Origin of the sequence: Streptacidiphilus rugosus AM-16, assembly GCF_000744655.1 — a bacterium.
GTDB classification, from domain to species: Bacteria; Actinomycetota; Actinomycetes; order Streptomycetales; family Streptomycetaceae; genus Streptacidiphilus; species Streptacidiphilus rugosus.
The window spans coordinates 1,112,424-1,131,467 of the sequence record NZ_JQMJ01000004.1 but is presented as its reverse complement, the minus strand read 5'-3'; the positions used below and the strand labels follow the sequence as shown (position 1 = coordinate 1,131,467).

Below are 19,044 nucleotides of genomic sequence, written 5' to 3'. Positions count from 1 at the left end.
ACCGTCGGTGCGGAAAGTCGTCGCGGGAGTCCGCGGAGGTCGTGGTGGAGGAACGGTGGACGCCCTCGGGGGTCCGGCTGCGGCGCGCCGCCGAGAGCCCGGGGCGGTGGAACTGGTTGCTGGTGCCCGGGGGGCCTGGCCTGGGGTCCGAGTCGCTGGCGGGGCTGGTGGAGGCGTGCGCGCTGCCCGGCACGGTCTGGCTGGTCGACCTGCCGGGGGACGGCTCCAACCGGGGCGTTCCGGCGGTGCCGCCCGGGCCGTTCCTGCGGTGGCCGCAGGCGCTGGTCGAGGCGCTGGACGGGCTGGAGCACGTGGTGGCCGTCGGGCACTCCACCGGAGGGATGTTCCTGCTCTCCGTCCCCGAACTCGCGGAGCGTCTCGCCGGGCTGGCGCTGATCAGCAGCGCCCCCCACGCGGGCTGGCGTCCGCGCTTCGAGTGCTGGGCGGCCGCCCACCCGTTGCCGGGCGTGGACGCCGCGGCCGAGCGGTACGCGGCAGCACCGGACGACCGAACCCTGCGCGAGCTGACGTTGGAAGCCGCGCCCTGGAACTTCACCCCCGCCGGTCTAACGCGCGGCCGCGCGCTGCTGGAGGGACTGCCGTACTGCCAGGAGGCCGTCGCCTGGGCGGACGCGCATTTCGACGCCGACTACCGCGCGTCCTGGCTGCCCTCCGACCTTCCCGCGCTGATCGTCGGCGGCGCCGAGGACCATGTGGTGGACCAGAGCCTGTGGCAGCGGACCGAGGGCCTCACCGGCCGCCGGATCCTGCGTCACAGCGTCGCGGGAGCGGGTCACTTCCCCTGGATCGATAACCCCGGCGGCGTGCGGGACGCCTTCGCCGCCCTCGTCGACGCGCTCCGCCGGGGCTGACGCCCGAGCCGGTTCGGGCCGGCGGTGGTAGTTCCGGCGCGATCGGGGTAGCCGCGCGCGGGAGGCGGGGGAGGAACGAAGGAGGTGGAGGCTGTGACCAGCGTGCGGATCCCCCTGATGTGGCGCGGCGACGGCGCCGTGCTGGTCCCGTCGGCGATCGTCCCGCAGCTGCTGCGCGAGATCGAGGAACAGCTTGCCTGCTGGCCCGAGCAGGGCGCGGACGCGAACACCGTCGCGGCGGTGCGCACGCTGCTGCGCAAGGTGGCCGACCAGATCGACCTCGACTGCATCGCGATCGCGTCGGCCCTGGCCGACGAGTCGTGAGCCGGCCCGGTTCCGACGAAGGAGGAACGACCATGACCGCGACCATCCCGGCGCCGCCGGACCCCGACGTGATTCCCGTCCCCTGGCCGTCCGATCCGCCGGTCCCGCTGCCGCCCGATCCGGACCGCCCGGTGCCGGCGCCCGGCCCGGACCCCGCCCCGTTGCCCTACCCCGACCCCGAGCCGCCCCGGCCCGGCGGGCCCGAGCCCGTGGAGCCGGCCCGGCCGCCGAAGCCGTCGGAGCCCACGCCGGAACCCCAGCCCGAGCCGAAGCCGGCCGGGCCCGGCGCCGCGATCCCGTCGTGTGCCCGCCTCCGGAGCGGGTAATCGCCCCGTGGGGAACGCGTCCGCCTCGCGGGCGCCGACCGGAGGAAGTGGTGACCGTGTCCCGAGTGACGATCGAACTGGTCTGCCTGGTGGACGGCGAGGTCCTGGTGCCCGCGACGACCCTGACGACCGTGCTGCGCAAGGTCGCCGTGGACGTGTCGACCTGGTCGGGCCCGGAGACGGACCCGCGTACCGCGCTCGCCCTGCAGACCCTGCTGGAGGGCCTGGCCGACCGCATCGACGTCGACTGCATCGAGGCGGTGTCGGAGGCGGCCGAAAGCCCGTGACACCGGAACAGGACGGGCAGCACGACGGTCGAGACCGCGGGGCCCGGGAAGCGGCGAGACGCTGACGCCGTTCCCGGCGACGGAGGACCCAGCTCCTGTGCCTGTGGAGGCCGTCGACCAGTACGCGCCACGCCCCGGTCCGCCGCTCGGCGCAGCAGCGCCACGCGGCGGACCGGCGCGGTGACGGCCAAGAGAAGCGGGCTGATCACGTCCGGGCGAGTGGCGACGTAGTCGTGGGGCTCGGTGTCAGGCCGCCTGGGCCGTCTGCCGGCGTGCGCGCAGGAGCACGCGGCGTTCGACCGCGCTCAGACCTCCCCACACCCCGTAGGGCTCGCGGGAGGCCAGCGCATACGCCCGGCAGGGCTCCAGTACCGGGCAGCCGGCGCAGACCCGTTTCGCGGCGTCCTCGCGCGCCTGCCAGCTCAGGCCGTGCTCCCCGGCCGGATGGGAGAAGAGCGGGGCGTCGAGCCCGACACAGGCGGCCCTGTCCTGCCACGACCAGACCCAGCCCACCGCGCCCGGAAGTCCCGGCTTGTGGTGTCCCATCGACACCAGCCCTCCTTCACCGCGTGCGACCGCCCGCAGCGCGGGGCGGCTCTGTCGGTTCGGACACCCTTGCGTCTGACCGGCCTGGCCGCGGGTAAACCGCCGCGCCGGTGCGGCGTCCGGTCAGGAGGGCCGGACGACCTCGTAGCGGACGAAGGCGAGACCCTCGCCGAAGGTCCGGGTGCCGAGCCGGCGGAGCGGCTTCCTGTCGGTGGTTCCGCCGAACAGGCGCTGCCCGCTGCCCAGGACGACGGGGAAGACGACCAGCCGCAGCTCGTCCGCCAGGTCGTGCTCGATCAGGGTGCGCACGAGCGTGTAGCCGGCGTAGACGAGGATCTCCCCGTCCAGCCGCTGCTGCAGCTTCGCCACCTCGGCCGGCACGTCGCCGGCGCGTCCTCCGCGTCCTGCACCAGCCCGGCATCCGGGAGCAGTGCACGTGCAGTTCGCGGCGGTGCGGCTCGGTCAGCGCCCGGAACGCCTCCCCGTCGCCCGCCCGCGCTCTCGAGATCAGGTCAGCCGTCACCACATCCACCCTTCCCACCGACACGGTTCCCTCATCCTGGTACGGACACCGCGCGCGGCGGGAAATGATCGCTCCTCAGCGTGTTCCCGCGGGGTGGGTCAGCCGTCGAGGGCGCGCAGTTCCTCGTCCCAGTCGACGGCGCACTGCTCCGCTCCGCGCGGGGTGATCCGGTAGGTCTCCGCCAGGAAGCCGCGCAGGTCGGCCGTGCCGACGACCAGGATCGCCGTCACGCGCGGCCGGACGAGTTCGACCAGGGTCCAGTCCTCGGAGAGCGGCCGCACCCGCACGTCGCCCGTCCCGGTCGGGACGGTGAGGCCCGCGTCGAGCAGGTCGCGCGAGAGCCTCCAGATGGGCGGCAGGGAGGCGGGGTCGTCGTCCAGCCCGGCCCGGATGCGCAGCACGAGACCGTAGCCCTCGGCGGGGTCGTGGCGCAGATCCAGGCGGGCCGGGCGGCACTGTCCGGTGACCAGCACGGCCGTCAGTTCGCACCGCAGAATCGCATTCCTGTTCCGCACGGCTATCGCCCGCTCTCCTCGCCGATCGCGTCCACCTGGTATTCGTCGCCGCAGGCTCCCTCGGACGGGTGAAGCTTCCCCGAGCACTCGGCGGCCACCCATCCGCCCGGCGCACAGGACCGAATCAGGGTCGTGAGCAAAGTGCGAACCGCTGTGACGGGAGCGGCGATCGGCCTCGGGTCGGCCGCCGTGGCGCTCACCGTCGGCGACCTCGTCGCCGGCTTCACGGGCCCCTCGAGCGCGCCGGTGATCGCGGTCGGGTCGGCGGCGATCGACCTGACGCCGACACCGCTCAAGGACTGGGCCGTCCAGCACTTCGGCACGCACGACAAGACCGTGCTGCTGTCCGGGATCTACGCGACGATGGTCGTCCTGGCGGCGCTGGCGGGCCTGCTCGCGCTGCGCAGACTGTGGGCGGGCGTCGCGGTGTTCGCGCTGTTCGCGGGGCTCGGCCTGTGGGCCGCGGCCTCGCGGGACGCCGCGCTGCTGCCCTCGGCCCTCGCCGGACTCTGCGGCGCGGGAACGCTCGTGCTCCTGGTCAGGGCGGCCGAGCCGCGACCGATCCCGGCCGTGGGACAAGCGGGAGCAGCGGGAGAAGCTGGAGAGGCGGGAGAGAACGCGTCCGTGCCGACGGCGCGGACCGGTCTGGGGCGGCGCGGGTTCCTCGTGGCGCTGGCGGCCACCGCCGCGGGCGCGGCGGTCGCCGAGACCGCCGCGCGCGCTCTGACGGCGGCCCGCTACGACGTGGCCGGGGCCCGCGCCGCGCTGCGGCTGCCCGCTCCCGTCCACCCCTCGCCCCCGGTGCCGGCCTCCGCGCACCCGGACGTGCCGGGGCTGAGCTCCTTCGTGACCTCCGACGCGGACTTCTACCGGGTGGACACGGCCCTGACCCTGCCTCAGGTGGCACCGTCGGACTGGACGCTGCGGATCCACGGGATGGTGGACCACCCGTTGGAGCTGTCCTTCGACGACCTGCTCAGGCGTCCGCTGCACGAGCTCGACTACACCCTGTCCTGCGTCTCCAACGAGGTGGGCGGCCCGTACGTGGGCACGGCCCGCTGGCTCGGCGCGTCCCTGCCCGCCCTGCTGCGCGAGGCCGGCGTCCAGCGGGGCGCGGAGCAGCTGGTCGGGCGGTCCGCCGACGGCATGACCATCGGCAGCCCGATCGGCCTGGTCCTGGACGGCCGCGACGCGATGCTGGCGGTCGCGATGAACGGCGAACCGCTGCCGGTCGCGCACGGATTCCCCTGCCGCTCGCTGGTGCCCGGTCTCTTCGGCTACACCTCCGCGACCAAGTGGCTGGTCGACCTCCAGGTCACCACCTTCGCGCGGTTCGACCCGTACTGGGTGCGCCGCGGCTGGGACCGCACCGGACTGGTCAGGACCGCCTCGCGGATCGAGGTCCCGGCCCCCTTCGCCCACGTGCCGGCCGGCCGGGTGACCGTCGCCGGGACCGCCTGGGCCACGCACCGGGGCGTCGACGCGGTCGAGGTGCGCGTCGACGGCGGCCCCTGGCAGCCGGCGCGGCTCGCCACCGCGGTCGGCCCCGACCTGTGGCGGCAGTGGAGTTGGGACTGGAACGCCACCGCGCCTGGACCGCACACGCTCGAAGTCCGGGCCACCGACGGAACCGGCGCCGTCCAGCCGCAGAACCGCACCCCGCCCTTCCCCTCCGGAGCGACCGGCTGGCACAGCTCGGTCGTCACCGTGACCTGACCCACTCACCCCCGACCGACTGACTGACCGACACACCCTCATCCGTACAAGGCAAGGAAGTGATCCTGATGACTGCGACCTCCAAGAGCACCGCACTGGTCGCCGCGGCGGCGGCCGGTCTGCTGGCCGTGACCGTCTCCGCCTGCAGCAGCGGTTCCACCAGCAACTCGGTAGGCGCGCCGGCGAGCTCCAGCAGCATGCCGGCGACCTCGGGCGGCGGCTCCGGATCCGCGATGGCTGCTCCTTTCGGCGCGGGCTGCGCGGCCGTGCCCGCCAGCGGCGCCGGCAGCTTCGCCGGTATGGCCCAGGACCCGGTGGCCACCGCGGCGTCGCACAATCCGGCGCTGTCCACCCTGGTGACCGCGGTGGAGAAGGCGGGGCTGGCCGACACGCTCAACTCGGCCAAGGACATCACCGTCTTCGCCCCCACCAACGCCGCCTTCGCGAAGATCCCCAAGGCCACCCTCGACTCCGTGCTCAACAACAAGGCCGAGCTGACCAAGATCCTCACGTATCACGTCGTCCCCAGCAGGCTCAGCCCCAGCCAGCTCGCGGGAACCCACAAGACGCTGGAGGGCGGCACCCTGACCGTCACCGGCTCGGGTGAGCAGTTCACCGTGAACGGCAACTCGATGGTCGTCTGCGGCGACGTGCAGACCTCGAACGCGACCGTCTACATCGTCGACACGGTGCTGATGCCCAAGTCCTGACCTCCGAACGTCGTCGAGAGCTGCTCCGCTCCCCGCCGTGGCGGGGAGCGGAGCAGTGTCAGTGACGGGTGCTCAGCACCCTGTCCAGGGCCCGGCCGAAGACGAGCCTGGCGATCCGCGCCGTGATCGGGTCGAAGGCCGCAGGAAGGCCCCGGATCCGGATGTCCTCCACCCAGACCGCGTCACAGGACTCCTCGTCGTCCGCCCGGACCACCACCCGCAGCTCCGCCCAGCCGTGGACGACACGGCCGCGCTTCTCCAGCCGGCAGAGTCCGTCCCTCCCCGCGCGCGGTGGGGTGAAGGCGACGATCTCCATGGGGTCGTCGAAGCCGAGCGGGCCGGCGGCCGTGCGCGCGAGGACCACGTCGCCCACCGACCGCCCGGTGCCCCCGCTCGCCGACACGGTGGTGAACGGGACCCCGGCTCCGTGACGCGGCCAGTCGGTCAGCCGTGCCCAGCAGGCGTCAGGGCCGAGCCGGGTGGTGCGGGTCAGCAGGAAGACGGCCATCAGCCTCACCATCGGGGGATTACGGTCGAAGGTCGTGCGGGGCCAGGACTTCGTCGATCAGCGTAGGGGTTGGTGCCCGCAGGGCCGCCTTTCGGCGGAGCGGCGCGCCGAGTAGCCGCGCGCGGGCAGGCCGAAGTGTCCGGCCGAGGCGGGACGCCCGGCCGGCGAAGGACCGTCATGGAGGCTTCGGCGCCGGTCGCGACGTGGACGGGTCGGCGGACGCCGTGTACCGCAACTTCACCCGATCGGCCCCGGAGCGCGGCTGTGACCTGCGGTTTCCCGTGGGCGGTTCACGGCGGGCAGCCATTGCGCTCCGTATACGGTGCTTGACTGGCTGTCACGCCACGGGCTTGACTGCGCTCGACCGTCGCCGTCTCGTCCGGACCCACTTCCCGCCCTGCTCAGGCCTTCCCCGTCGGGGAGCGGCCGTCCACGTGCCGGCGGGTCGGCGCGGAGCCCGGTGATCGCGGCATCCCACCTCGCGTCCTTGGAGGACCGCCCATGCCCGAAACCCTCGACAGCCCCCGGTCCGACACCGGGTCCCCGCTCTCCCGACGCGGCCTGATGAAGCACGCCACGGCGGCCGGCGCGGCCACGGTCGCCGCAGGCCTGGCCCTCAACACCGGCCTGGCGGGCACCGCCGCGGCCGCGGGGAGGGGAACGGCGACGCCCGAGCACACCGTGCCCGAGACGCCCGACCGATCGGGCGAGCCGTTCATGGTGCGGGTGGTCGACGCCCGCACCGGAGAGCTCGACATCTTCCACGGCCACCGCCACCACCGCGTGCGCGACCAGAGGCTCGTCGCCGAGCTGCTGCGCGCGGCCCGCTGACGCTCCGGGGTCCCGCACCCCGGGAGGTGTCGGCCGGGGCCGCCCCCGAACGGCCCCGGCCGGACCGATCCCGACCGACCCCATCCGGACCGCCCGAACCACCCGAACCGCCCTCAGAACACCGTTTGCGAGGTTCCCCCATGTCCTCCCACCGCGAAGCCCCCGAGATCTCCAAGGACCCGGTCGCCGACAGCACCGACCTCTACGCGTTCGTCAGCCCCGACGCACACGGCACGGTCACCCTGATCGCCAACTACATCCCGCTGCAGAGTCCTGCGGGCGGCCCGAACTTCTACGAGTTCGGCGACGACGTGCTCTACGAGATCCACATCGACAACGACGGCGACGGCCGAGCCGACGTCACCTACCAGTTCCGCTTCAGCACCCACCTGCGCAACCACGAGACGTTCCTGTACAACACCGGCCCGATCACCTCGCTGACCTCTCCGAACTGGAACCGCTTCCAGACCTACACGCTCACCCGCGTCGAGGCGGGCGGCCGTACCACGGTGCTCGGCAAGGACCTGCTGTGCCCGCCGTGCAACATCGGCCCGCTGTCCACTCCGGACTACCCCGCCCTGGCCCATGCCGCCGTGCACCAGCTCGGCGGACGCCGGAAGGTCTTCGCCGGGCAGCGCGCCGAGGGCTTCTACGTCGACCTCGGCTCCATCTTCGATCTGGGCAACCTGCGTCCGTTCCAGTCGCTCCAGGTCTTCGCCAAGCAGCAGGGGTTCAGCAACGCGCCGGGAGTGAACGCCACCAAGGAACTCAACGTCCACAGCCTGGCGCTCCAGGTGCCGATCGACGAGCTGACCCGCGGCTGCTGGAACGGCAAGGACGTGAACGACCCGCGCGCGGTGATCGGGGTGTGGACCAGCGCGAGCCGGCGGGCCGCCCGCGTGATCGAGCCCGGCCGTGGCAAGGACTCCGAGTCCGGGCCGTTCGTGCAGGTCTCGCGACTTGGCAACCCGTTGTTCAACGAGGTCCTGGTGCCGATGGCGCGCAAGGACGAATGGAACGCGCTGCCCCCGGCGGACGACAAGAAGTTCGCCTCCTACGTCGCCAAGCCCGAACTCGCCGGACTGCTGCCGGTGCTCTACCCGGGGGTCTTCCCGCACCTGGCGGCCCTGGACAAGTCCGGCAAGCCGCGCGCGGACCTGCTCGCGATCCTGCTGACCGGCATTCCCAAGGGCGTCATCGGCGGTTTCCAGAACTTCACCGGGACCACCGAGGCCGACATGCTGCGCCTCAACGTCGCCATCCCGCCGGCCGCCCACCCCAACATCCTCGGTCTGCTCGGCAACGACCTGGCCGGATTCCCCAACGGGCGCCGGGTCTTCGACGACGTCGTCACCGTCGAGCTGCGCGCCATCGCGGGGGTGACCTACCCGCTGATCGACAAGACCTTCGTCCCCGACGCCGCCGCGGGCCTGGTGACGGACGGGCTCACCGACACCGCTCCGGGGAACCCGTACCTGAAGGCCTTCCCGTTCCTCGGCGTGCCGTACGACGGGTACCACCACCCCGCCTCCTGATCCGTCACCGCCTCCGGCACGCCTGCCGGACCCTGTCGCTCCGGTGCCCTCGGCAGCGGACGTGCCTCCCGCACGGGGGCGCCGGAGCTCCCGCCCCGAACGGAGCCGTTCATGACCCAGTCCGTCGTCCACGAGCACCACCACGCCCACCCGCCCCTGCCCGCGCCCTCCCGCCAGGGCAGTGTGGTCCTGGACATCGGCGCGGGAACCGGTGCGCTGGTCGTCCACACCACGGCCGCCGAGGACGGCCTGGAGATCCACGTCAGCCCCGTGGAGCAGCCCGACCGCCGCACGCATGCCGCGGTCCGCCCCCGCCACCTGCCCGGCCGCACCCTGTACGCCGCCGTGATCACCCCTCTTCCCGCGGGCCGCTACACGGTGTGGGACCGCGACGACAGCCCGCACGGCGGCATCGTCGTGGCGGACGGGGAGGTCAGTGATTACCGCTGGTCAGGGGGTGAACCCGCGGGGCCTCCTGCGCCGGATGCCGCTCGCCACAGCGGGTAGACGCCGCGAGGACCCGAACGGAGGAAGCATGGAACCCACCACACGCCCCCAGGACGCACCCCCGCAGGACCACCGTCGGCACGTGCGGCGCACCCGGGTCAGCGCGGCCTGGGTCACCAGCATCGTCGCCGCCGTGGTGCTGATCCTGCTGCTGATCTTCATCGCGCAGAACAGCCAGCGCGTGAGCGTGTCCTTCCTCGGCGCGCACGGCCATCTCCCGCTCGGCGTCGCGCTGCTGCTTGCCGCGGCCTGCGGCGTCCTCTTCGTCGCGATCCCCGGCACCGCGCGCATCGTCCAACTGCGCCGGGCCGCCCGCAAAGCAGCAGCCCCGGTCGCGCCCGCGCCCGGATCCGAGCTCACCCCCGAGCCGGTCCGGCCCCCGGCGGAACCCGACCTCGGCAAGGACCCCTCGGACGACACGACCGGCTGAGCCGGCACGCCCGGCCCACCGGCGGCGTCAGCGGACGGTCAGGGTGCCGTGCATGAACGGGTGGATCGTGCAGATGTAGGGGTAGGCGCCCGGGGTGGTGGGGGCGGTGAACGTGGCGCTCGCCCCGGGGGCGACCTGGCCGGTGTCGAAGGCGTGGCCGCTGCTCGCTGTGACGGTGTGCGCCGTCGAGTCGTGGTTGACGACGGTGATCCGCTCGCCGGGCGACACGGTGAGCCCGACCGGCTGGAAGGCGAAGTTCGCGATCACGATCTGCGTCTGCCCGGACGCCGTCGCGCCGGGCGCGGCCGGGGTGGACGCGGGCGCGCCGACCGCGTTCCCGGTGTGCCCGCTGCTGGAGCACCCGCCCACGGTCACGGCCAGCAGGGCTGCGGTCAGCACCGCCGCCGGGCGGAATCGCCTACGGATCATCATCGTCGCCTTTCGACGGGCACGGGGCACGGGCGCGGGGTCTGGTCCAGGATCCCGTCGCAGCCGCGGGTCCGCCCCGCCTGCGTTCCTCGCTTCACCCTTTCGGGTACCACGCCCCGGGGGAGCGGCGGGTCGTTCCGCTGTGCTTGACGTCTCAACGACAAGGGATGTCCCGGCGTTCGGGTGATTCGACGGTGCGTCGTCCGGAGGTGTGGGCGACACAGGGCCAGGGTGGGTCGTGGCGAAGGCGCGCGTCCGGACCGACCGGTCTCGCGTGCCGAGGAGGTCCCCGTGGAGATCCTGCTGCTGGCATCCGGATTCAACAGCCTCACCCAGCGCGTGTTCGCGGCCCTGCGGGACCAGGCGCACGCCGTGGCCGTGGAGCTGTCGGCGGGTGACGCCGCCCTGCGGGCGGCCCTGGTCCGGCTGAAACCGGATCTCGTGATCGCGCCCATGCTGAAGTCCGCGATTCCCGAGGATGTCTGGTCCTCCGTCACCTGCCTCGTCGTCCATCCCGGGCCGCTCGGCGACCGGGGGCCCTCCTCGCTCGACCGGGCCGTGCAGGAGGGGCGCGCCGAGTGGGGCGTCACCGTGCTGCAGGCCGAGGCCGAGATGGACGCCGGGCCGGTCTGGGCGACCGTCCCCTGCGCGCTGCCGCCGCGCGGCAAGAGCGACCTGTACCGGGGCGAGGTGGCCGACGCCGCGGTGACGGCCGTGCTGCAGGCCGTCGAGCGTTTCGCCTCCGGCGCCTTCACCCCGCTGTCGCAGCGCGAGCCGGAGGTGCGGGAGCGGGTGTCGACGCGTCCGCTGCTGCGGCAGGAGGAACGCCGCATCGACTGGAGCCGGGACACGACAGCGGAGGTCCTGCGGCGGCTGCGGGCGGCCGACTCGCAGCCCGGCGTGCTCGACGAGATCGACGGCGTGGAGTGGTTCCTGCACGGCGGTCACGAGGAGGACCGGCTGCGCGGGGTGCCCGGCGAGCTCCTGGCGACCCGGGCCGGCGCGGTCTGCCGGGCGACCGTGGACGGCGCGGTGTGGATCCCGCAGCTGCGCGCCCGGCGCCGTCCCGGCGGGCCGCCCGGCTTCGCCCTGCCGGCCTCGCTGGCGCTGGCCGTCGCGGGCCGGGGGCGGCACGGGGGGCTCCCGCCGCTGCCCGAGTCGCCCGTCGAGCTGGAGCTCTCCCCGGACCGGCGGACCTGGTCGGACATCCGCTACCAGGAGGTGGGTCCGGTCGGGCTGCTCTGGTTCGCCTTTCCCGGCGGCGCCATGAGCACCCATCACTGCCGCCGGCTGCTGGACGCCTACCGGGAGGCGTGCCGCCGTCCCACCTCCGTCCTGGTGCTGGGCAGCGCGCGGGACTTCTTCAGCAACGGCATCCATCTGAACGTCATCGAGTCGGCCCCCGACCCGGCGGCGGAGTCCTGGGCGAACATCAACGCCGTCGACGACGTCGTCGAGGCCGTGCTCAGGACCACCGACCGGCTGGTGGTCGCGGCCCTCGGCGGCAACGCGGCCGCGGGCGGGGTGATGCTGGCGCAGGCCGCCGACGAGGTCTGGTGCCGCCGCGGGGTGGTGCTGAACCCGCACTACCGCCTGATGGGTCTGTACGGCTCCGAGTACTGGACCTACTCGCTGCCCGCCCGGGTGGGCGCGGCGGAGGCCGAACGGATGATGGCGGCCGCCCTGCCGGTCGGCGCCGGGCGCGGCCTGGACCTCGGACTGGTGGACCGCATCGTCGACTGCCCGCCGGAGGACTTCGCCGGATCCGTCATCCGGTCGGCCCAGCGGCTGGCCGCAGGCTCCGGCGTGCAGGCGCAGACGGCCAGGAAGAAGGCCGATCTGGAGCGCCGAGAGGCGGAGAAGCCGCTGCACGCCTACCGCGAGGAGGAGCTGCGCCGCATGCACGCCGTCTTCTTCGACCCGGAGCACCCGTACCACGCCCTGCGCCGGGCGTTCGTGGGCAAGGAAAGGCTCGCGGAGACCCCGGAGCACCTGCGGGCGTACCACCGGTCGGCGGCGTCCCCCTCACCCTGACGGCGCCACGTCAGCGCGCGCACCGGCGCGGCGCAGGCTATCCAGGAGACAGGACGCCGTTTGTCCGGCTCCTCAGCAATCTTCCCTTTGGAGGCATCCATGTCGGATGCGCAGACTTCCACCGCCACGGCGGGCCCGGGGGCCGAGGACGAGGCCCCGATCCACATCCTCTGGATCAACGCCGGACTCAGTTGTGACGGGGACTCCGTCTCGCTGACCGCGGCCACCCAGCCGAGCATCGAGGAGATCGCGCTCAGCGCGCTGCCAGGACTGCCGAAGATCGCGGTCCACTGGCCTCTGATCGACTTCGAGTGCGGCCCGGTCCAGGGCGCGGACACGTTCATCGAGTGGTTCTTCAAGGCGGACCGCGGCGAACTGGAACCGTTCGTGCTGGTGGTCGAGGGTTCCATCCCCAACGAGGCGATCAAGCCCGAGGGCTACTGGTGCGGCTTCGGCGACGACCCGGCCACCGGACAGCCGATCACCACCAGCGAGTGGCTGGACCGGCTGGCGCCCAAGGCGCTGGCGGTCGTGGCCATCGGCACCTGCGCCACCTACGGCGGCATCCACGCCATGGAGGGCAACCCCACCGGAGCCATGGGCGTTCCCGACTACCTGGGCTGGAACTGGACGTCCAAGGCGGGGATCCCGATCGTCTGCGTCCCCGGCTGCCCGATCCAGCCGGACAACTTCGCCGAGACCCTGACCTACCTGCTCTACCAGGCCACCGGGGCGGCCCCGATGATCCCGCTGGACGACAAGCTCCGGCCCACCTGGCTGTTCGGCGCGACTGTCCACGAGGGCTGCGACCGGGCCGGGTACTACGAGCAGGGCGACTTCGCCACCACCTACGACTCGCCCAAGTGCCTGGTGAAGCTGGGCTGCTGGGGTCCGGTCGTGCACTGCAACGTGCCCAAGCGCGGCTGGATGGACGGCGTCGGCGGCTGCCCGAACGTCGGCGGCATCTGCATCGCCTGCACCATGCCGGGCTTCCCGGACAAGTTCATGCCGTTCATGGACGAGCCTCCCGGCGGCAAGATCTCCTCGACCGCCAGCGGCATCTACGGCGCGGCCATCCGCAGACTGCGCGCCGTGACCATGAAGACGGTCGACCAGGAGCCCAAGTGGCGTCACCGGGGCGACCAACTGACCACCGGTTACCGCAAGCCCTGGTAGTCGGCGCGGCCGACACCCGACACCGAACAGAACCGACCGAGCGTCATCGCATCGACGAGGAAAAGAGCGCACCCCACCATGGCGGCAGACGGACTGCTGGAGATGTCCTGGGATCCGATCACCCGGATCGTCGGAAGTCTGGGCATTCACACGAAGATCGACTTCAAGCAGAAGCGGGTCGCCGAGTGCTACAGCACCTCGTCCGTCTTCCGCGGCTACAGCGTGTTCATGCGCGGCAAGGACCCGCGTGACGCGCACTTCATCACCAGCCGCATCTGCGGTATCTGCGGCGACAACCACGCCACCTGTTCGGTGTACGCGCAGAACATGGCGTACGGCGTGAAGCCGCCGCACCTGGGGGAGTGGCTGATCAACCTCGGCGAGTCGGCCGAGTACATGTTCGACCACAACATCTTCCAGGAGAACCTGGTCGGGGTGGACTACTGCGAGAAGATGGTCCGCGAGACCAACCCCGGCGTGCTGGAGCTGGCCGAGCGCACGGAGGCCCCGCACGCCGGCGACCACGGCTACCGCACCATCGCCGACATCATGCGCTCGCTCAACCCGCTGGAGGGCGAGTTCTACCGCGAGGCGCTCCAGGTCTCCCGCTACACCCGGGAGATGTTCTGCCTGATGGAGGGGCGCCACGTGCACCCCTCCACCCTCTACCCCGGCGGCGTCGGCACGGTGGCCTCGGTCCAGCTGATGACCGACTACATGAGCCGGCTGATGCGCTACGTGGAGTTCATGAAGCGCGTCGTGCCGCTCCACGACGACCTCTTCGACTTCTTCTACGAGGCGCTGCCCGGCTACGAGGAGGTCGGCCGCCGCCGCGTGCTGCTCGGCTGCTGGGGCGCGCTCAACGACCCCGAGTACTGCGACTTCACCTACCGCAACATGACCGACTGGGGCCGGCGGATGTTCGTCACCCCCGGCGTGGTGGTCGACGGCAAGCTGGTCACCAACGACCTGACGCAGATCAACCTCGGCATCAGGATCCTGCTGGGCAGCTCCTACTACCAGGACTGGGAGGGGCAGGAGCAGTTCGTCACCCACGACCCCCTCGGCAACCCGGTCGACCCGCGTCACCCGTGGAACCAGCACACCATCCCGGCCCCGCAGAAGCGGAACTTCGACGACAAGTACAGCTGGGTCATGTCCCCGCGCTGGTTCGACGGCACCGACCACCTCGCGCTCGACACCGGCGGCGGCCCCATCGCCCGCCTGTGGTCCACCGCGCTGTCGGGCCTGGTCGACATCGGCTACGTCAAGGCCACCGGCCACAGCGTGGTCATCAACCTGCCCAAGACGCTCACCAAGCCGGAGACCACCTTCGAGTGGAAGATCCCGCAGTGGAGCAACGCGCTGGAACGCAACCGGGCCCGCACCTACTTCCAGGCCTACGCCGCCGGCGTGGCGCTGCACAGCGCCGAGAAGGCGCTCGCGGAGATCCGCGCCGGACGCACCCAGACCTGGGAGAAGTTCGAGGTGCCTGACGAGTCAATCGGCTGCGGCTTCACCGAGGCCGTCCGCGGCGTGCTCTCGCACCACATGGTGATCCGCGACGGCAAGATCGCCAACTACCACCCCTACCCGCCGACGCCGTGGAACGCCTCCGTGCGCGACAGCTACGGCACGCCCGGACCCTACGAGGACGCGGTGCAGAACACCCCGATCTTCGAGGAGAACCCGCCGGACAACTTCAAGGGCATCGACATCATGCGCGCGGTCCGCAGCTTCGACCCGTGCCTGCCCTGCGGCGTGCACATGTACGTGGGCAACGGGAAGACCGTGGAGAAGATGCACGTCCCGACCGGCCTGAGCGGCCTGGCCGGATGACGGCCGCCGCCACGCAGTCCGCGCCGTCCCCGCAGCAGACGGCCGCCCGCGTCGAGGAGCTGCTGGACCGGCTGGCGGCGCAGGACCCGGCCGCCGCCGCGACGGCCGAGGAACTGGTCCGCGCCCTGATGGAGTTCTACGGCGCGGGCCTGGCCCGCGCGGTCGGCCTGCTGTCGGGACGCTCCGGCGCGCCGCTGGACGCGCTGCTGGCCGACGAGGTCACCGCGGGCCTGCTGGTCCTGCACGACCTGCACCCCGACGACCTGGCCGCCCGCGTCGGCCGCGCCCTGCGCGCGGCCGACGCCGGCGCGCTGGAGATCGCGGAACTCGACGCGGCCGACGCCAGGCTGACGCTGCGCCAGACTGCTGATGCAGCACACGGCTGCGGCTGCCCCAGTACCAACGCCACACTGGGCGACCGGATCGAGGCGTCGCTGTCCTGCTTCGCGCCGGAGATCACCACCGTCGAGATCGTCACCGAGCAGGCCCCGCGCGAACCGGCACTGCTGCAGATCGGCCGGCGTCCCGCCGCCGCCTCGGAGGCCCGATGAGCGCGGGCCTCCCGCCGGCTCCCGCCACCGCTCGCGGCGGGCTGCGGCGCTTCACCGCGCCGCGCCCGCCCGCCGTCGAGCGGTGCGAGATGTGCGCGACACCGGTCGCCCCCGAGCACCGGCACCTGGTCGACGTCGAACGCCGGGCGCTGGCCTGCGCCTGCCCGCCCTGCGCGGCCCTGTTCGACCGCGAGGGCGCGGGCGGCGTCCGCTACCGCGCCGTGCCGCGCCGCTACCTCCACGACCCAGCCCGCCCCCTGGACGAGGACGCCTGGGCGCTGCTGCGGATCCCCATCGGCGTCGCGTTCCTGCTGCGCAACTCGGCCCTCGATCAGGTCGTCGCCTGCTTCCCCGGCCCCGCGGGGGTGACCGAGAGCGAGATCGAACCTGCCGTCTGGGACCGGTTCACCGCCGCGACCCCGCTCGCCGCCGAGCTGCTCCCCGACGTCGAGGTGCTGCTGGTGCGCCGGACCGAGGGACACCGCGACTGCCATCTCGTCCCCGTCGACGCCGCCTACGAACTCGTCGGCCGGATGCGCGTGTTCTGGCAGGGCTTCGACGGCGGCGCCGAGGCGCACGCCGAACTCGACGCCTTCTTCGCCGAGGTGGCCCGGCAGTCCCGCGCGCTGCGCCACGACGCGGAGGCCGAGCGGTGAGCGGCGGCCTGGACTTCGCCTGCGTCGGCGTCCGCGCCGAGCCCTACGCCGTCGGACCCACCCTGGTGTTCCGGATCAGGATCACCGCCGACGGCGAGGACCGCCGGGTCCACGCGATCGCGCTGCGCTGCCAGTTGCGCGTCGAGCCGGCCCGGCGCCGCTACGACGACGCGGAGGCCGAGGCACTCGGGGACCTGTTCGGCGGGCGCGAGCGGTGGGGCCGCAGCCTCAACCCGATGCAGTTCGCCCAGGTCTCGATGGTGGTCCCCGGGTTCGACGGCAGCACCGAGGTCGACCTGCCGGTGCCGTGCAGCTACGACACCGACATCGCCGCGACCCGCTACTTCGAGGCCCTCGCCGACGGCGAGGTGCCGTTGCTGCTGCTCTTCTCCGGCACCGCCTTCCGCGGGCCCGGCGGCTTCCAGGTCGAGCCCGTGCCCTGGCACAAGGAGGCGGTCTGCCGCATGCCGGTGGCCGTCTGGCGGGAGATGATCGACCAGCACTTCCCCGGCTGCGGCTGGCTGCGGCTGCCCCGCGACGTGCTGGACGCCCTGCGCGGCTACCGCTCCCGGCACGGCCTGCCGTCCTGGGAGGCCACCGTCGAACAGTTGCTCGCGCACGCGGACGCGGCGGACGCCGTGCCGGCCGCACGCCTGCTGACCACCGAGGGGAGTCCCACGTGACCACCACCGCCGCCCGCCCCTGCTTCGACACCGCGCGCGAGGTCGCGGACGCGGTGCTCTACGAGGGCTACGTGCTCTACCCCTACCGCGCCTCCTCCGCCAAGAACCGGATGCGCTGGCAGTTCGGGGTGCTGGTGCCGCCCGGCTACGGTCTGGACGTCGGCGAGCACGCCTGGCACCGCACCGAGTGCCTGGCCGAACCCCGTGCAGGAGCCGAACTGGTCGCCCAGGTGCGGTTCCTGCACGCGCAACGGCGCACCGTGCAGCGCGTCGGCCCGGACCGCTCGCACCGGACGGTGGAGCGGCTGGAGCTCGCCGACCGGGTCCTGGTCCCCTGGGACGAGGGCGTCGAGCAGACGGCGGACTTCCGGGTGCCGATCGCCGACCTGTGCGAGAGCGCAGAACCGCTTTCCCTTCCCTTCCACCGCCCCGCCGCCGAGGAGACCGAGGAGGTGCGCGACGAGGAGGGACGCGTCGTCGGCCGCCTGGTGCGCCGACGCGAGCAGGTCGACGGGGTGCTGCGCCTCTCGGCGGAGGAACTGCCCGGCCCCTACCGGGTGGTGCGGCTGCGCGCCGTCGTGGAGAACACCGGGGCGTGGAGCCCGGGCGTCGGCCGGGCCGGCGACAGGGAGGCGGCGCTGCCGCACGCCCTGCTCTCCGCGCACCTGCTGCTGGGCCTGACCGACGGGTCGTTCGTGTCGATGACCGACCCGCCCGAATGGGCGGGCGCAGCCGTGGCCGAGTGCCGCAACGAGCGGACCTGGCCGGTGCTGGCCGGGGCGGACGGCGGCGCCGACGTGGTGCTCTCCTCGCCCATCATCCTGGAGGACCACCCGCGGATCGCCCCGGAGAGCTGCGGGACGCTCTACGACGCCACCGAGATCGACGAGATCCTGGCCCTGCGCACCGCTGCGCTGACCGACCAGGAGAAGCGCGAGGCCCGCGGCACGGACGACCGCGCCGCCGCCGTGGTGGACCTGGCGGACTCGCTGCCACCGGAGATCTGGGAACGCCTGCACGGCGCCGTCCGCTCGATGCGCGAGGTGACCGAGGGACCGCCGGTCCTGGTCACCCCGGGCGAGGAGAGCGCCGCGCTGGAGGACCTGATGACCCCGCAACTGCCCTGGTGGGACCCGGCCGCGGACCGCAGCGTCGATCCCGGCAGCGACCACGTGGTGGTGGACGGCACTCCCGTCCGCGCGGGCAGCCGGGTACGGCTGCGCCCGGGCAGGCGGCGCAGCGACGCCCAGGACCTCTTCCTCCAGGACGCCTTCGCCCGGGTGGAAGCCGTGCTGCACGACGTCGACGGGTTGATCCACCTCGCCGTCACCCTGGACGACGACCCGGGCGCGGACCTGCGCCGGCAGCAGGGCCGGTTCCTCTACTTCCAGCCCGACGAGGTGGCGGCGGTGGTCGAGCGATGACCCGGCACGGGTTCTCCGGACACGCTCCGGGGCGGGCTCCGAGGCGGGCTTCGGGGCGCACGCTCGTCGCCGGGCTCGGCAACATCTTCCTCGGCGACGACGGCTTCGGCGTCGAGGCGGCCCGGCGGCTCACCGCCCGGCGGCTGCCGCCCGGCGTGGAGGTCGTGGACATCGGTGTGCGCGGAGTCCACCTCGCCTACCAACTCCTGGAGGGCTACGACACGGTGGTGCTGCTCGACGCCACCGCCCAGGGCGGACTCCCCGGCACGGTCTACCTGATCGACCAGGCCGACGCCGTGGTCCCCGAATCGGTCGTCATCGACGGGCACCGGATGACGCCCGACGCGGTGCTCGCACTGCTCGGCACACTCAGCGCCGGAACCGGCGCGGCCCGGCCGCGCCGCGTCGTGGTCGTCGGCTGCGAACCGGCCACGGTGGAGGAGGGGATCGGGCTCAGCGCCCCGGTGACGGCCTCCCTCGACGAGGCCGTCGACGTCGTGCTGCGCCTGCTCGCCCCGGATCCCGCCACGGTGACCCCCGGCTGACCGGCCGCCACGCCGCCCCTCACGGCTGACCCTCACGGCTGACCCTTCCCACCGACCCCACGGACGACCGAGGAGGT

At 73.1% G+C, this 19,044-nt stretch carries 23 protein-coding genes; 18 read left to right on the top strand and 5 right to left on the bottom strand.

Translation table 11 applies throughout. The annotated features are described in order from the left end of the window. Window positions 1-44: 44 nt before the first annotated feature. From BS83_RS14160 to BS83_RS14145, 4 genes are all read left to right on the top strand, one after another. Window positions 45-872 (top strand): alpha/beta fold hydrolase, encoded by an 828-nt coding sequence (locus tag BS83_RS14160; RefSeq protein WP_051943036.1) that lies wholly within the window; start codon window positions 45-47, stop codon window positions 870-872. A 93-nt stretch (window positions 873-965) separates the two neighbouring features. Then, a complete protein-coding gene (locus tag BS83_RS14155; protein ID WP_037604240.1) occupies window positions 966-1,196 on the top strand; it encodes a hypothetical protein in 231 nt (76 codons plus the stop codon). A 32-nt stretch (window positions 1,197-1,228) separates the two neighbouring features. Next, on the top strand, window positions 1,229-1,522 hold the full coding sequence (locus tag BS83_RS14150) for a hypothetical protein (protein ID WP_051943035.1): 294 nt from the start codon (window positions 1,229-1,231) through the stop codon (window positions 1,520-1,522). A gap of 65 nt (window positions 1,523-1,587) precedes the next feature. Continuing rightward, entirely contained in the window at window positions 1,588-1,809 is a 222-nt protein-coding gene (locus BS83_RS14145) for a hypothetical protein (protein WP_037604239.1), read from the top strand. A gap of 246 nt (window positions 1,810-2,055) precedes the next feature. Here the strand turns inward: BS83_RS14145 and BS83_RS14140 are convergent, their stop codons facing one another. From BS83_RS14140 to BS83_RS41810, 3 genes are all read right to left on the bottom strand, one after another. Further along, window positions 2,056-2,355: a WhiB family transcriptional regulator gene (locus BS83_RS14140; protein ID WP_037608916.1), complete on the bottom strand. Its 300-nt coding sequence runs from the start codon at window positions 2,353-2,355 to the stop codon at window positions 2,056-2,058. A gap of 123 nt (window positions 2,356-2,478) precedes the next feature. Further along, window positions 2,479-2,736, bottom strand: coding sequence for a dihydrofolate reductase family protein (locus tag BS83_RS14135; RefSeq protein WP_051943034.1), 258 nt, complete (start codon window positions 2,734-2,736; stop codon window positions 2,479-2,481). A gap of 240 nt (window positions 2,737-2,976) precedes the next feature. Next, window positions 2,977-3,393 carry an SsgA family sporulation/cell division regulator gene (locus BS83_RS41810; RefSeq protein ID WP_051943033.1) on the bottom strand — a complete coding sequence of 139 codons (417 nt, stop codon included), beginning with the start codon at window positions 3,391-3,393 and terminating at the stop codon, window positions 2,977-2,979. A 132-nt stretch (window positions 3,394-3,525) separates the two neighbouring features. Between BS83_RS41810 and BS83_RS14125 the strand changes: the two genes are divergently transcribed. Beyond that, window positions 3,526-5,109, top strand: a complete 1,584-nt coding sequence (locus BS83_RS14125) for a molybdopterin-dependent oxidoreductase (protein ID WP_232248299.1) — start codon at window positions 3,526-3,528, stop codon at window positions 5,107-5,109. Between the two features lie 68 nt (window positions 5,110-5,177). Further along, on the top strand, window positions 5,178-5,819 hold the full coding sequence (locus BS83_RS14120) for a fasciclin domain-containing protein (protein ID WP_037608912.1): 642 nt from the start codon (window positions 5,178-5,180) through the stop codon (window positions 5,817-5,819). Window positions 5,820-5,877: 58 nt separating this feature from the next. Here BS83_RS14120 and BS83_RS14115 read toward each other — a convergent pair whose 3' ends face one another. Then, window positions 5,878-6,339, bottom strand: a complete 462-nt coding sequence (locus BS83_RS14115; protein WP_232248297.1) for an SRPBCC family protein — start codon at window positions 6,337-6,339, stop codon at window positions 5,878-5,880. Window positions 6,340-6,828: 489 nt separating this feature from the next. On the opposite strand from BS83_RS14115, the gene BS83_RS14110 reads away from it, so the two are divergent. From BS83_RS14110 to BS83_RS14095, 4 genes are all read left to right on the top strand, one after another. Beyond that, window positions 6,829-7,158 carry a hypothetical protein gene (locus BS83_RS14110; protein WP_037604236.1) on the top strand — a complete coding sequence of 110 codons (330 nt, stop codon included), beginning with the start codon at window positions 6,829-6,831 and terminating at the stop codon, window positions 7,156-7,158. Between the two features lie 140 nt (window positions 7,159-7,298). Further along, window positions 7,299-8,693, top strand: a complete 1,395-nt coding sequence (locus tag BS83_RS14105; protein ID WP_037604235.1) for a DUF4331 domain-containing protein — start codon at window positions 7,299-7,301, stop codon at window positions 8,691-8,693. 111 nt (window positions 8,694-8,804) lie between these two features. Further along, entirely contained in the window at window positions 8,805-9,200 is a 396-nt protein-coding gene (locus tag BS83_RS14100) for a hypothetical protein (RefSeq protein ID WP_051943032.1), read from the top strand. 28 nt (window positions 9,201-9,228) lie between these two features. Further along, window positions 9,229-9,630 carry a lipopolysaccharide assembly protein LapA domain-containing protein gene (locus BS83_RS14095; protein ID WP_063774161.1) on the top strand — a complete coding sequence of 134 codons (402 nt, stop codon included), beginning with the start codon at window positions 9,229-9,231 and terminating at the stop codon, window positions 9,628-9,630. 27 nt (window positions 9,631-9,657) lie between these two features. Here BS83_RS14095 and BS83_RS43910 read toward each other — a convergent pair whose 3' ends face one another. Continuing rightward, window positions 9,658-10,062: a cupredoxin domain-containing protein gene (locus tag BS83_RS43910; RefSeq protein ID WP_232248295.1), complete on the bottom strand. Its 405-nt coding sequence runs from the start codon at window positions 10,060-10,062 to the stop codon at window positions 9,658-9,660. Between the two features lie 288 nt (window positions 10,063-10,350). Here BS83_RS43910 and BS83_RS14085 point away from each other — a divergent pair, with 288 nt between their 5' ends. The 8 genes from BS83_RS14085 to BS83_RS14050 all read left to right on the top strand — a co-directional run bounded on the left by BS83_RS14085 (window position 10,351) and on the right by BS83_RS14050 (window position 18,967). Next, the gene (locus BS83_RS14085) at window positions 10,351-12,093 is read left to right on the top strand and encodes a hydrogenase maturation protein (RefSeq protein WP_037604234.1); all 1,743 of its coding nucleotides are present in this window, start codon (window positions 10,351-10,353) and stop codon (window positions 12,091-12,093) included. Window positions 12,094-12,192: 99 nt separating this feature from the next. After that, entirely contained in the window at window positions 12,193-13,269 is a 1,077-nt protein-coding gene (locus BS83_RS14080) for an NADH-quinone oxidoreductase subunit B family protein (RefSeq protein ID WP_037604233.1), read from the top strand. Window positions 13,270-13,347: 78 nt separating this feature from the next. After that, the gene (locus BS83_RS14075) at window positions 13,348-15,108 is read left to right on the top strand and encodes a nickel-dependent hydrogenase large subunit (RefSeq protein WP_037604232.1); all 1,761 of its coding nucleotides are present in this window, start codon (window positions 13,348-13,350) and stop codon (window positions 15,106-15,108) included. Then, window positions 15,105-15,659 (top strand): hypothetical protein, encoded by a 555-nt coding sequence (locus BS83_RS14070; RefSeq protein WP_037604231.1) that lies wholly within the window; start codon window positions 15,105-15,107, stop codon window positions 15,657-15,659. Before BS83_RS14075 ends, BS83_RS14070 begins: the two co-directional genes overlap by 4 nt. Then, window positions 15,656-16,315 (top strand): DUF5947 family protein, encoded by a 660-nt coding sequence (locus BS83_RS14065; RefSeq protein ID WP_037604230.1) that lies wholly within the window; start codon window positions 15,656-15,658, stop codon window positions 16,313-16,315. The genes BS83_RS14070 and BS83_RS14065 overlap by 4 nt, the downstream gene beginning before the upstream one ends. Beyond that, window positions 16,312-16,998, top strand: coding sequence for a DUF6084 family protein (locus BS83_RS14060; protein ID WP_232248294.1), 687 nt, complete (start codon window positions 16,312-16,314; stop codon window positions 16,996-16,998). The genes BS83_RS14065 and BS83_RS14060 overlap by 4 nt, the downstream gene beginning before the upstream one ends. Beyond that, window positions 16,995-18,422, top strand: coding sequence for a hypothetical protein (locus BS83_RS14055; RefSeq protein WP_037604229.1), 1,428 nt, complete (start codon window positions 16,995-16,997; stop codon window positions 18,420-18,422). The genes BS83_RS14060 and BS83_RS14055 overlap by 4 nt, the downstream gene beginning before the upstream one ends. Continuing rightward, window positions 18,419-18,967, top strand: coding sequence for a hydrogenase maturation protease (locus tag BS83_RS14050; protein ID WP_037604228.1), 549 nt, complete (start codon window positions 18,419-18,421; stop codon window positions 18,965-18,967). The genes BS83_RS14055 and BS83_RS14050 overlap by 4 nt, the downstream gene beginning before the upstream one ends. The last annotated feature ends 77 nt before the right edge of the window (window positions 18,968-19,044 follow it).

Coding starts and splice junctions, on each gene's coding strand:
- BS83_RS14150 (WP_051943035.1), top strand. CDS start 1,229: ATGACCGCGACCATCCCGGCGCCGCCGGACCCCGACGTGATTCCCGTC.
- BS83_RS14140 (WP_037608916.1), bottom strand. CDS start 2,355: ATGGGACACCACAAGCCGGGACTTCCGGGCGCGGTGGGCTGGGTCTGG.
- BS83_RS14120 (WP_037608912.1), top strand. CDS start 5,178: ATGACTGCGACCTCCAAGAGCACCGCACTGGTCGCCGCGGCGGCGGCC.
- BS83_RS14115 (WP_232248297.1), bottom strand. CDS start 6,339: ATGGTGAGGCTGATGGCCGTCTTCCTGCTGACCCGCACCACCCGGCTC.
- BS83_RS14110 (WP_037604236.1), top strand. CDS start 6,829: ATGCCCGAAACCCTCGACAGCCCCCGGTCCGACACCGGGTCCCCGCTC.
- BS83_RS14105 (WP_037604235.1), top strand. CDS start 7,299: ATGTCCTCCCACCGCGAAGCCCCCGAGATCTCCAAGGACCCGGTCGCC.
- BS83_RS14100 (WP_051943032.1), top strand. CDS start 8,805: ATGACCCAGTCCGTCGTCCACGAGCACCACCACGCCCACCCGCCCCTG.
- BS83_RS14095 (WP_063774161.1), top strand. CDS start 9,229: ATGGAACCCACCACACGCCCCCAGGACGCACCCCCGCAGGACCACCGT.
- BS83_RS43910 (WP_232248295.1), bottom strand. CDS start 10,062: ATGATGATCCGTAGGCGATTCCGCCCGGCGGCGGTGCTGACCGCAGCC.
- BS83_RS14080 (WP_037604233.1), top strand. CDS start 12,193: ATGTCGGATGCGCAGACTTCCACCGCCACGGCGGGCCCGGGGGCCGAG.
- BS83_RS14075 (WP_037604232.1), top strand. CDS start 13,348: ATGGCGGCAGACGGACTGCTGGAGATGTCCTGGGATCCGATCACCCGG.
- BS83_RS14070 (WP_037604231.1), top strand. CDS start 15,105: ATGACGGCCGCCGCCACGCAGTCCGCGCCGTCCCCGCAGCAGACGGCC.
- BS83_RS14065 (WP_037604230.1), top strand. CDS start 15,656: ATGAGCGCGGGCCTCCCGCCGGCTCCCGCCACCGCTCGCGGCGGGCTG.
- BS83_RS14050 (WP_037604228.1), top strand. CDS start 18,419: ATGACCCGGCACGGGTTCTCCGGACACGCTCCGGGGCGGGCTCCGAGG.